The organism is Pseudomonas aphyarum (genome assembly GCF_028657055.1).
GTDB lineage: Bacteria > Pseudomonadota > Gammaproteobacteria > Pseudomonadales > Pseudomonadaceae > Aquipseudomonas > Aquipseudomonas aphyarum.
Window position 1 is genome coordinate 385,808 of sequence record NZ_JAMDGS010000007.1, and the last position, 11,464, is coordinate 397,271.

Annotated in this window: 10 protein-coding genes; all 10 read right to left on the reverse strand. The window is 63.9% G+C overall.

Annotated features, from left to right (window positions below):
* Positions 1 to 3: 3 nt before the first annotated feature.
* Complete coding sequence (locus M5G18_RS12195) at positions 4 to 792, reverse strand: ChbG/HpnK family deacetylase (RefSeq protein WP_273899779.1); 789 nt, start codon at positions 790 to 792, stop codon at positions 4 to 6.
* Entirely contained in the window at positions 764 to 1,951 is a 1,188-nt protein-coding gene (locus M5G18_RS12200) for a GNAT family N-acetyltransferase (protein ID WP_273899778.1), read from the reverse strand. Before M5G18_RS12200 ends, M5G18_RS12195 begins: the two co-directional genes overlap by 29 nt.
* A gap of 4 nt (positions 1,952 to 1,955) precedes the next feature.
* Positions 1,956 to 2,645 carry a GNAT family N-acetyltransferase gene (locus M5G18_RS12205; protein ID WP_273899777.1) on the reverse strand — a complete coding sequence of 230 codons (690 nt, stop codon included), beginning with the start codon at positions 2,643 to 2,645 and terminating at the stop codon, positions 1,956 to 1,958.
* Positions 2,646 to 2,713: 68 nt separating this feature from the next.
* Complete coding sequence (locus M5G18_RS12210; RefSeq protein WP_273899775.1) at positions 2,714 to 4,633, reverse strand: hypothetical protein; 1,920 nt, start codon at positions 4,631 to 4,633, stop codon at positions 2,714 to 2,716.
* Entirely contained in the window at positions 4,630 to 5,937 is a 1,308-nt protein-coding gene (locus M5G18_RS12215; protein ID WP_273899774.1) for a lipopolysaccharide biosynthesis protein, read from the reverse strand. Before M5G18_RS12215 ends, M5G18_RS12210 begins: the two co-directional genes overlap by 4 nt.
* The gene (locus M5G18_RS12220; RefSeq protein ID WP_273899773.1) at positions 5,934 to 6,935 is read right to left on the reverse strand and encodes a polysaccharide deacetylase family protein; all 1,002 of its coding nucleotides are present in this window, start codon (positions 6,933 to 6,935) and stop codon (positions 5,934 to 5,936) included. The genes M5G18_RS12215 and M5G18_RS12220 overlap by 4 nt, the downstream gene beginning before the upstream one ends.
* Before the next feature lie 13 nt (positions 6,936 to 6,948).
* Entirely contained in the window at positions 6,949 to 8,085 is a 1,137-nt protein-coding gene (locus M5G18_RS12225; protein ID WP_273899772.1) for a glycosyltransferase, read from the reverse strand.
* Positions 8,078 to 9,046: a glycosyltransferase family 2 protein gene (locus M5G18_RS12230; RefSeq protein WP_273899771.1), complete on the reverse strand. Its 969-nt coding sequence runs from the start codon at positions 9,044 to 9,046 to the stop codon at positions 8,078 to 8,080. Before M5G18_RS12230 ends, M5G18_RS12225 begins: the two co-directional genes overlap by 8 nt.
* Entirely contained in the window at positions 9,043 to 10,413 is a 1,371-nt protein-coding gene (locus M5G18_RS12235) for an O-antigen ligase family protein (RefSeq protein WP_273899769.1), read from the reverse strand. Before M5G18_RS12235 ends, M5G18_RS12230 begins: the two co-directional genes overlap by 4 nt.
* Complete coding sequence (locus M5G18_RS12240) at positions 10,410 to 11,462, reverse strand: glycosyltransferase family 4 protein (protein ID WP_420793321.1); 1,053 nt, start codon at positions 11,460 to 11,462, stop codon at positions 10,410 to 10,412. Before M5G18_RS12240 ends, M5G18_RS12235 begins: the two co-directional genes overlap by 4 nt.
* Between the last annotated feature and the right edge of the window lie 2 nt (positions 11,463 to 11,464).

Sequence of the window (11,464 nt, forward strand, 5' to 3'; positions counted from 1 at the left end):
GGTTCAGAGTGCCGCGGCACCGCGTAGAAAATCCTTGTTCAGATCGGCATAGGAAACCCGTGGAACGCCCGCCAGCCGCTGCTCTAGCACGCGGCTCAGGGACTCTCCGGGTTGCAGATAGGCGTCACCGAAATCCGCCCCGAGCTGGTTCGGATGGGCGACGATTTCCAGTACGCCGTCGGTCGGCGCAGCAGCGTTGCGCAGGTCCACCGGCGTGCAGACGTAATCCGCCGTGGCTCCGGCCAGACCTTGCAACCGACGGTTGAGCAAACCCTTGAACACGCGTTTGGGCAGGCTGAGGTTTTGCCCCAGGTTGCGCGCCAGGCGCACGGGCACACCTTGATGGGCGGCGAAGCGCGCGACGATCTCGCCGATCGGCCAGATGTTGTGCACGTGCTGATGCGAATCGAGGTGGCTGGGACGCACGCCGTGATCGACGCAGCGCTGCCACTGCGCCTGCAATTCTTCCTGCACCGCCTCGCGATCTTCCCGGCCCAGCCACAGGCTGTGACGAGGCAGGCTGAGGTCGAACACGCCGTGGCTGTCGCAGAAGGTGCGACGTTCGAGAATGGCCCGGCTCAAGGGCCGGCCGTAGGTCAGGTTGAAGTGCAGGCCGATCCGGCCTTCCAGCAGCGGCAGCCGGGCCATGGCGCAGGCCGCTTCGAACGCCGGCATGTTGGCCATGGCGGTGGCGGAACTGATGACCCCGGCCTGGAACGCACCGAGGATCACCGCGTTTTCGTTCGGACTGAGGCCGAAATCGTCAGCGTTGACTATGACTTGGCGAGGCATGTTCGCCCTCCTTGGTGGGGTTGATCACAGGTGTCGCAATGACCGCCGCTTTGGCCGCCGCACGCTTCGCCCGCCATTGTTGCAACGCAGGCTTGAGCCGGTGCCAGACGCGCAATCCCAGCCCCAGCAACAGGCCGCTTGGGCGCCACGAGTAGAAGCTCCAGCGCCAGTGTTCCAGTTGCCCGGTCATGCGTTCGTGCAGTTGATGGCTGGAGTTTTCCAGGCTGACCCGCGAGGCATCGATCCAGTGCCAGTTGTCGTCCAGCCCCCAGCGAATCCATTCCTCCAGCAACACCCGGCCGCTGCCCAGATCGGCGTATTGCGGCAGGAAGGCGAGGTTGTAATCGTAGAGCCGGCCCTGTTCGAACAGGCCGAGCCGATAGCTGATGCAACGTCCGTCCAGCTCCAGCATTACGATGCGCACCCGGCCCGAAGCGGCGAGGGCGGTGAAGGCGTTTTCCATGCAGCGGCGGCTGCGCTCGCTGGCAAAGATCCCGACGCCTTCGTCGCCTTTCCAACTGACCGCTTCGACTTCGCTGATGGCCTGCAACAGCGGGCCCATGGTGATTGCATCGGGAGTGATCCGCCGGACTTCGGCACCGCACGCGGCAATCCGCTTGCGCGCCCGACGCAGTTTGTAGCGCGGGTCGCCCGAGACTTCCTGGCGGTCGGCGTCGCTGATCAGGTGCACCGGCACCCGACAGCTCAAGCGACGTTCGCCGGTGGAGCTGCGGGCCATCCATTCGGTGAGCACGCTTTCGTCGCCGACCGGTTCGGCGATTTCGTTGAGTTGCAGCAGGGCGTGGGGCACTCGCTGGCGAATCAGCCGCAGGGCCTGGCGCATGTCGTCGGCGTTCAGCAGTGATAGCAACGCCAGGCGATCGGCCAGCGGATAACCAAGGTGATGCACCACCCGAAACGGCAAACCGAAAAACCGTTCACGGCTCGCCACCAGTGGCAGGCACAGGCGCAATTCGTCTGCTTCCCAACCCAGCAATACATGCAGCCGCTCGTGCGCGTCGAGCGCCTGCTCTGCCGCACACAACCAGTCGAGGCTGTTGAACGGCGTGTGATCCGTCACCCGCAGGCGCAGCGCTTCATAGGCTGCCGCCGGGAAGTCAGGTGCGCACAACGAGGTGCGCCATTCGAATTGCGCCATAGGCTCAGGTCGCCGTTGCTGTGACAGGTGGACGGGAAGGTTTGCGCAGCGCATCCAGGCGCGAGCCGCTGTAGCGGGTTTCGCGGTAGAAGCGCCAGCGACCGAAAAACTCATACACGTTCATGATCCGGCCCTGTTCGGTATAGCCCATGCGCAGGTGCAGCTTCAGCGCCGGGATGTTGTGGAACTCGCAGACGTCCACGACCTTGTCGCAGCCCTGGGCGGCCATGGCTTTCCACAGTTCCAGTTGCAGGTCCACTGACAGTTCGGTGCCCCAGTACGAGCGGGTCAGTTCGCCGCCGAACTCGAAGAACTCGCCGGGTTTCACCGGGAACATGCAGCCGTAGTAATGGCGGTCGAAATAGTCCCGGGCGCTGCCCCAGATGAACGCCACCGCATGGCCCTGATCGTCCAGATGCATGTGCCCGGTGTGATTTTCCCGGGCCAGTTCCGCCATGGTGCCGACCCGGTCGCCGAAGTGGCGGGCGAAGGCGCTGACGTTGTCCGGGGTGATCTTCACCACCCGCAGTGGCGGATAGGGTTTGAGGCTGTGGGGCGGCACCGGACTGACCAGATCGCGCTCCATCCACAGCAGTTCCTGATGAGAAAAGATGTAGTGCTTCCACACCTTGGCCACGGTGGCCCGCAGGCCTTTGTGTTTGATGTGGTCGCTGACTTTTTGCAGAACATTCATGGTCGTTGCTCCTGATGACGAGTCATCGCGCGGCCAGAGGCCAGCGCGGCCGGACATCAACAGGGCGGTCATGAGGCACTCCAGCTCAGGGCAAACAGGGTCTGTCCCGGCAGCTCGAAGCGCACGCGACCGTCCTGACAGCGAAAAGGCGCGTCGCGGCTGCGATTGTCGGCGCCGAAGTAGCGCAGCGCGCCGTTGTTCAACGGGCATTTGGCACCCGCCAGATCGACACGCTGCAAACGCGTGCCCTTGTTCACGCCGAGCAGGCCACGCTGATCGTCGCCGGCCATCGCCAGTACATCGACTTCGAACGCGTCGTTCTCCAGCCACAGCACGTTGTGCAGCCAGTGCTGCTGGATGAACTGCTGGGCCAGGCCCACCGGTTTCAACTCGAAGCGGTCATCGCCCAGCACCCGCAACATGCCTTTGGGGTATTGCGGCTCATCGGCGGCCTGGAACCAGTTGAGCATCGTCAGCAAACCGTCCTGGGAGGCGTTGATCACCACCGAGGCCCACCACAGCGAGGTGAAATGGGTTTCCTGATCGTAGGGGCTCAGGCTCGAGCCGCTGGACAGGTTGGTCTGATCCAGCAGCAAGGCTTTGCGCGGCTGACCCTTGGCATCGAGGCCGACCAGATCGGCAGCACGGCGCACGCTGTCGCGGTACACGCGGGTGGCGAGCAGGTCGCGAATCATCCATTCGTGCCAGGCCAGCGCATCGACCTGATCGGCGGACTCACTCAGCAGTCGTCGCGCCCAGTCGATGCCACGCTTGTTCGCCGCGTTGTCGGCGAACGGCCCGTTGACCAATCGCGAACTGGCCGGCATCGCGATGCGCACGCCTGCTTTGGCATTCGCCGGATCGCTGCGCACTTGCCGGGCCATGCTGGTGAAGATCGAACGGTATTGCTCGTAGCTCGAATAATTCAGGTTGGGTTCGTCGGCGAACCCGATGTAGTGCGTGCCTTTGCCGCCCAGCGCACGGGTGCCGGCGAGCCAGGCGTCGAGGCCGCTGTTGCTTTGCACGTCGGCGCGCAGGTCAGCCTGTCGCTGACTGCCGGCGAGCAAAGTGATGTCCTGACGAATGCCGAAGCGATCCTGATAGACCTGGCGAAACGCATCTTCGAAGTGCGGATTCTTCGCCGTCACGTCGACGAAACTGTAGTAACTGGCGGCCGTCGGCTTCAGCGCGTCGAGCACCGGATGGCTGGCGGGCGGCGGCATCACGTAGGGCAGGGCGATGCCCAGATCCGGGGTGCGACCGAGGACTTTGTCGTGCAGGGTCAGGCGCGTCTGGCCATCATCTTCGCGCAGCGGTTTGAGCTGTTGCGGGGTCTGTGCGAACAGATTGGCCGTGCCATCGAGCCAGAATGCCGCTTTGCCGCTGCCTTGCAGACGCAGGCGCCAGACCTGTTCGCGCTCGCTGACCGGCAACGCCACCTGATCGAACTGCCAATAGGCGCGATAGGGTTTCAGCGCCAAGGACAGTTGTTGTCCATCGCCGACCCGCTGCGCTTGCAGGGCGCTGACCCCGCCGTGAAACTTGCCCGCCAATATCGCGTGCTCACCGGCGGCGACCTTGAAATACAGTTCATCGCCGTTACGGGTTTCTGCGCTGAAATGCACCTTGGCCGGAGCGAACAGGGCCACGGTGTTTTCGTCGTGTTCGACCCGGTAACTGCGGAAGCTGTAGCCGGGGATTTCCAGCTGATAACTCGCGGCCCCCGGCGCCAATGGCCAGCTCTGGCTGCCCCGGGTTTCACTGGCCTTGATGAAGCGCTCGCCCTGCAATTGGCCCCGGCCGTCGAGCAGGAAGAGGTGCTCTTCGTTGGCCTCCGCCTGCCACGCCGGCGCCCAGCGCACGGTCACCGTGTCGGGGCGATCGGCTTGCAGGTACAGGCTGCCGTCACGAATGTCGCCCCAGCGCATCGACGCCGCGAAGGCGTCCAGCGACAGGCCGAGTCCGAGCAGCAGGGCCAGGCCTTTCATGCTGCTTTGCGACGCTGCAACATCAGCCACATCGGCGTGAGATCGCTGGGCAGAATGATCAGGGTTTGCCAGAACGCCACGCCGCTCAACCGGCAGTACAACACCAGCATCGCCACGGTCACCGCCAGATAGGCAATCGACGAAGCCGCCGCCGCGCCGACGATGCCGTAGGCCGGAATCAGCAGCAGGTTCAGCGCAAGATTGAGCAGCGCGCCGATCCCCATCAGCAGCGACACCGTGCCGGGGCGATTCTTGCCGATCAGGTCCAGGCGCAGGATGCTCGCGTAGCACAGGCCCAGCAGCCCCGGCAGCAAGGCCAGCAGCGCCGGATACGCCGGCTGGTAGGCGACGCCGAACAGAGTGACGATCAGCCATTCGCCGATCACGGCCATGGTCAGGCAGGCGCCGAGCATCACCGTGGCGGTCAGGCGCAGGGCCAGCGGCGTGACTTTGTCCATGCCTTCGTCCTGTTGCAGCAGGCGTTTCATCAGTGGCGTGGTCACCGCTTCCGGGACGATCAGCAGCAACTCGGCGGCGGCGCTGGCCATCGCGTAATGCCCCAGGGCGGTGCTGCCGAGCAGGGCGCCGATGAACAGGTAATCGGAACGCAGGATCACTTGCTGGAACAGCAGATCCGGATGGCTGCGCGCACTGAAGCGCAGCAGTTCGTTCTGGCTGGCGCGATCCCATTGCAGCTGCAACGGCTGCGCGCGTTTGAGCCACAACCAGCCGACCAGCACCACCAGACTGATGCCGGCCAGCCAACTGATCAGCGCCGCTTCGAGGGCCGCTTCTTTCCACATCCAGAACAGTGCGAGAAACAGCAGCAGTGGCGCCAGGGATTCCACCAGTCGCAAGGCATTGAACGCGACCACGCCGCCGGACGCATTGTGCAAGGTCAGCAAGCCGCTTTTGAGTACCGTCAACGGCACCGCCAGCAGCAACAGCCACGCCAGCAGACCGAGTTGCATCGTCACATCCAGTTCACTGCCGAACTCGCGCACCAGCGCCACCACCAGCAAGGTCAACAGACCCGCCAGCAAACAGCCGAACACCAGCACTTGCGCGAGCAACAAGCCCATTGGCCGTTGCTTGGCCGCTTGATAACCGACCGCCGAATTCAGGCCGCCGCTGGTGGCCGCGCTGATCAGATCGGGCAGAGTGCTGAGCAGGGCGAACAGGCCGCGCTCACTGGGCCCGAGAATTCGCGCCAGCAGCACATTCCTCAGCAGGCGCAGGGCGATCATCGCCAGTTTGGTGCCCATGCTCAGCGCCAGATGCTTGAGGTAACTGCTTCGACTCATGGTCGCGCCCCGCGATAGATCCGCCACGACAGCAGTTCCGGATTGCGTGCGGTGCGTTGGCTGACACCGAAACGTGGCAGGTTCAGCGGATCACCGGTGCCGCGATAGATGCCGCTGCCAGTGCCGAGCGCAAACGGAAAATCGTGATGGGCGATCTGTTCGCGCACCCGCTCGTCGTTGTCGCCGTTGGGGTAGCAATACACCGGCAGCGGGCGGTTGCAGCCATTGAACATGGCATCGCGGCTGCGGCTGATTTCTTCGCCCAGGCGCACATCGTCAAGGCCGGTGAGGATGGCGTGACTGGCGCCGTGGGGGCCGAAGCGCACCAAACCGGAAGATTCCATCGCCCGCACCTGATGCCAATCGAGTGCCTGAGGCTGCGACTCTTGCGGGCATTCGTCGGTCAGACGTTCGAGCATCATCGGGTCGAGCGCTTTGAGTCCTTGCAGGTAATGCAACAGGGTCAGGCTGCGCCGGTCCACGTCGATGTCATCCAGCAGCACCGGCACGGGATGGTGGATCGACTGCAAATATTCGATCAGGTGCATTCGCGGTTTTTCGCCGTGACTGCCCCACAGGGTTTCGCCGATGCTTTCCCACCAGAAACGCTGACGGCTGCCGATGAAATCGGTGGAGAGAAAAATGCTCGCCGGCACCTGATGTTTCTGCAGCAACGGAAAGGCATTGGCGGCGTTGTCGCGCCAGCCGTCGTCGAAGGTCAGCGCCACCTGGGGACGCTCGGTGCGCAAAGCGTTGGGCTGGAGGATTTCCATCAGCGGCACGCAATCGAAATGCTTGCGCAGCCACACCAGCAAGTGCTCGAAGGCCTTGGGCCCGACGCACAGTTCGTTGCGGTGCGGCAGGTCGGCGGCGCGGTCGTTGGACAGCACCCGGTGCAACATCAGGATCACACCGGCGCCGTGTAACTGGTTTCGCCCCACGGACGAGTTGAGATAGAGCCAGCCGCTGGTGCGTTTAATCAGTTGTTTGATCGCCATGGCTCTGTCCCTCTCAACGGTTTTGGTCAGGGTTCCACTGGGCGTAACGCTGGCCGCGCAGGAACTGCCACAGGCCGATGCTCATGCCCGCCAGTGTCACCAGCAGGAATGCCGCAAGGCGGAACGGTTTGGGTAAGCGGTGTTGCGAATCCAGCAGGCCGGCAATCGCGATGGCGTAGCCGACCAGTTGCGCGATCAGGCAGAGGCGATAGAAACCGTGGTCTTCCCACAGCCAGAAATTGCTCAGCAGCAGCGGCAGCAACAGAATCGGTGCCAAACGGCGGATCAACTTGTGGCTGATCAACGCAATCGAATACAGCCCATGCTTGAACGGATTGAGCAGCTCGCTGCGCTGCGCCAGGCTTTGCAGGCCACCGACGGTGACCCGCTGGCGACGGCGAAATTGCTTGTCCGCTTCGTCGACGCCGTGGTCGATCACTTGTGCTTCGGGCACGTAGACGATGCGTTTGAATTTCACTGGCGCGCAGGTGCTGATGAAGAAATCGTCGTTGACCTCGGCCGGCACGTTCTCGAACAGTTCGCGGCGCAGGGCGAGCAGGGCGCCGTCGGCGGAGACCATGCAACCGGTGCGATTCTCGACCCGGCGCAACCAGCCCTCGTAGTGCCGATAAAGGCTGTCGCCGACGCTCAAGCCGCCGCCGGTGACCGGAATCACCATGTGCCCGGCGCAGGCGCCGACCTGCGGATCGCTCAGCGGCGCCAGCAGGTAGCCGAGGGTTTCCCGCGACCATTGGTTGTCGGCGTCGGTGAACACCAGAATGTCGCCCGTGGCCAAAGCCGTACCGGCATTCAGCGTGGCGGCCTTGCCCTGGCGGGGCAGGTCGAGCACGGTGATTCGCGGGTCGACAACCTTGTGCGCACAGGCCACGGTGTCGTCGGTGGAACCGTCACTTGCCAGAATGATTTGCAGGGTCGCCGGCTGATAATCCTGGGACAGCAGCGAGCGCAACTTGTGTTCGATGTGCCGCGCTTCGTTGTGGGCGGCGATGACGATGCTGATGTTCAGCGGCGGTGCCGGGCTGTGGCGCCACGCCGGGAACAGCGGCGCGAGCAGCGTCAGCAGCAGCGGGTAGCCGACATAGGCGTACACCGGCAGCAGCAGGCACATCCAGAAAATGAATTCAGCCACGGGCAGGCCTCCTGGCGTTCCAATGACACAGACTGAGAATGAACGCGGCGCCCGCCAGGTGCAGGCGCACCCAGTGCAGGCCCCACAGTTGCAGGGTGAAACCGAGGTCATGTTGCCGGCGGCTCTGGCGCACGCTGAGCACCAGCGCCGGGATGAGTGTCATGGTCACCATGATTGCCGCATGGTGGGGAAAACCGTTGAGCAGTGCAGAAATCGCCAGCAGATCCAGGACCCACGCCACCAGCGACAGCAAAGGGAAACGCAGCAAGCGCAGGCTGAATCCGTGGGTGCGCAGCAGTTGCAGATGACTGCCCTGGCGCCACATTTCCTTGCCCATCCATTCGCGCCAGTTCATTTCATAGCCCCAGTGCAGGGCCACGCTTTCGTTGACCGCGAGCAACCGCGCGCCCTGTTCGCTCAGGCGCAGGGTGAATTCCTTGTCCTCGCCGGTGCGCAGGGTTTCGTTGAAACCGCCAACCTTGTCGAACCAGCGCCGACGCAGCAGCAGGTTGGCGCTGGGCAGCCAGTCAACGATATGGGCGGCGTGGGTCGTCGGGCGCAAGGTGCGGCGCTGCCACGCGGTGGCGTACCACGGCGCGGCGGCGGGGGTGTGCAGGTCAAGGCCGAACACATCAGCCTGGCCTTCGGCTTCAAGAGCGAACAGTTGGGTGAGCCAGTCTTCGGGCATTTCGATGTCGGCGTCGATGAACGCCAGCCATTCCCCGGTGGCAATCGCAGTGCCGCGATTGCGCAACGCACCGATCAGCAGGCCCGGCATCACCAGCACGTGGGCGCCGAACTGCCGTGCGATCTGCGGGCCGTCGTCGCTGGAGCCGTTGTCGACCACGATCAGCTCGCATTCGACATTCGCCGCGTGGGCGGCTTTCTGCGCGGCCAGCAGGGTGCGGCCAATGTGCCGGGCCTCGTTGAACATCGGGATGACGATACTGATTCGGCTCATGCTTTGGCCTCCGTCGTCGGAGCCTGCTCGGCTTTCAGGCGCAGGACGCTGGTCAGCGCGAGCATGATCCATAGGTACTTCTGGTTCGGAGCGCTGAGGAACATCAGGAACAGCGTCAGCGACAGGAAACTCACCCCGAGGTGGGTCATCAGATCCGCCTGTTGCCAGTCACGCCGCAGCATCCATTCCTTGCGCGCACGCATCAGGTTGTACAGGCCCAGCGCGAGCATGCCGACGAACATCAAACCGGCGGGAACCCCCAGTTCGCTGAAGATTTCCAGATAGGTGTTGTGCGCCCGGCGGTACAGGTCGCCGATCTTGCGGTTGGCGGAAAACGCCTTGGCGTAACCGGTGGTGGCGTAGTGCAGCGGGAAGGTGCCGGGGCCGGAACCGAGCAGCGGGTTCTCGCGAATCATCTGGCTGCCGACCACAATGTACGAGGCGCGGCGGCCGAGGGATTCGTCGTTGTGCCCCTTGGCCCCGGCGCTCAACACGCTGAGGGACTGGATACGGGCGATGTAACCGGCAGGCATCGCGTAGATCGCCAGCGGAATCACGATCGCCGCGCCAAGCATGGCAAAGCCCAGGTGACGCGGGCGAATCCGCGCCAGTTGTGTGCGGTAGTGCCAGCAACCGATCACCAGACTCAAGGCCAGCACCACCAGCCCGGAGCGCGATTCGGTCTTGGTCATGCCGCCGAGCAACAGCAGGCAGCAACCGCCCCAGAACAGCCGATGCAGCAGGTTCGGGCTGCGGATCACCAGCAGCAGCCCCAGCGGAATGGCGAACGCGATCAGCAGGGCGAAAGCGTTAGGGTCTTCGAGCAGGCCGGCGGCGCGGCCCTGATCCTGGAATTTGGTGGAGAACATGGCCATGGCGCAGGTCGTGCTGACGGCCAGAGTCACCAGCCGGGCGAACAGGTCGAGGTTGAGTTCGCGGCCGATCAGCAAGGTGATGACAAACAGAATCAGGCCGACGCTGATTTCCCGCAGGTGACCGAGCGACATGCCCATGTCATCGGTGTTGAGCAGACTCAGAAAGTACAAAGTCATGAAGGCGATCAGAAAGCGCCAGATATTGCTGCGCAGGCGATCCGAGGGAATCTGGTGCATCGCCAGTTGCAGCATCAGGATCACCGCCAGCGAAGCGCCGATCAGTTTGCTGCCCGACAGTGAGCTGTCTTTGAAGAAACCCTCGAACGGCACCAGCGCGGCAATGCCGAGCAGGCCCCAGGTCGGTTTGCGGTACAACACCGCGAACCCCACCAGACCAAGCACTGCGCCCGGCGCGAGGTAGGGCCAGGGACTGGCCAGCAGAGCGATGCAGACCAGGCCCAGCAGACTGACGATCGAGAGCGGGAAAATCATGCGCGTGCCTCCCGTGCCGTGCGGATGTACAGCTGCGACCAGCGTTCGGCCAAGGCCTTGAGGTCGTAGCGGTCCTGTTGCGTGCGTTTTGCGTTGTCGCGCAGTTGCCGCGCCAGGCCAGGCTCGGACAGCAACGTGTCGAGCTGGCGGGCGAGGGCGGCGCTGTCGGTGGGCGCGGCGAGCAAACCGTTGTGGCGGTTCTCCAGCACATCGGGAATCCCGCCGACACCGAATGCCACCACGGGCACCCCGGCCTGCATCGCTTCCAAAAGAATCATCGGCGTGCCTTCGGTGCGCGAGCTGATCACCAGCGCATCGAGTTGCTGCCACCAGTGCCGCATGTCGGTCTGATAACCCGGCAAGCGGATGCGCTGCTGCAAACCGGCGGCGTCGATTCGCGCCTGCAAGCCTTCGCGTTCCGGGCCGTCGCCGAGCATTACCGCGTCGAGTTGCGGATGCTGGTGACACAGCGGGATCAGCGCGTCGAGAAACAGATCCGGGCCTTTCTCACTGCTCAACCGCCCGACGTAGCCGACGAGCCAGCGTTGCCGGGGCGCATCGGAAAGCAGCGCGGCGGCGGCCGGCAATCCGTTGGGGATCACCTGCAATTTTTCCGCACGTACGCTGGCCTGACGGTGCAACAACGCGATGCTCTCGGCGACGCACACCACCCGATCCACCGATGCCGTGCGGCACAGTTGCAGGCTCAGCCAGGTGTAGAACTTCTGTTTGCGGCTGCGCGGAGTGAAGCCGTGTTGAGTGATCACCAGCGGCAGGCGCAGCAGCGTGGCGCCGACCCAGCCGAACAACAGGCCTTTGAAATTGTGGGTGTTGATCAACGGACGCTCATCGCGCCGCTGACGCAAGTGCCGCAGCAGGGCAGCGAGCCCTGCGCAGCCTTGTGCATCGACGCCGGCCTCGCGAAAGCGCGCGATCAGTTCCGGTGGCGCGTCGAGGAACAGCACCTGGTGCTGCCCCGGCGTCGCCAGACAATGATCGAGCAACATCCGCTCGGCCCCGTAGAACCCGCCGCTGCTGAGCAAATGCATGA

Excerpts from the sequence above, each read along its gene's own strand:
- M5G18_RS12195 (WP_273899779.1), bottom strand. The coding sequence starts at position 792 with ATGCCTCGCCAAGTCATAGTCAACGCTGACGATTTCGGCCTCAGTCCG.
- M5G18_RS12235 (WP_273899769.1), bottom strand. The coding sequence starts at position 10,413 with ATGATTTTCCCGCTCTCGATCGTCAGTCTGCTGGGCCTGGTCTGCATC.
- M5G18_RS12240 (WP_420793321.1), bottom strand. The coding sequence starts at position 11,462 with ATGCATTTGCTCAGCAGCGGCGGGTTCTACGGGGCCGAGCGGATGTTG.
- M5G18_RS12200 (WP_273899778.1), bottom strand. The coding sequence starts at position 1,951 with ATGGCGCAATTCGAATGGCGCACCTCGTTGTGCGCACCTGACTTCCCG.
- M5G18_RS12215 (WP_273899774.1), bottom strand. The coding sequence starts at position 5,937 with ATGAGTCGAAGCAGTTACCTCAAGCATCTGGCGCTGAGCATGGGCACC.
- M5G18_RS12220 (WP_273899773.1), bottom strand. The coding sequence starts at position 6,935 with ATGGCGATCAAACAACTGATTAAACGCACCAGCGGCTGGCTCTATCTC.
- M5G18_RS12210 (WP_273899775.1), bottom strand. The coding sequence starts at position 4,633 with ATGAAAGGCCTGGCCCTGCTGCTCGGACTCGGCCTGTCGCTGGACGCC.
- M5G18_RS12205 (WP_273899777.1), bottom strand. The coding sequence starts at position 2,645 with ATGAATGTTCTGCAAAAAGTCAGCGACCACATCAAACACAAAGGCCTG.
- M5G18_RS12230 (WP_273899771.1), bottom strand. The coding sequence starts at position 9,046 with ATGAGCCGAATCAGTATCGTCATCCCGATGTTCAACGAGGCCCGGCAC.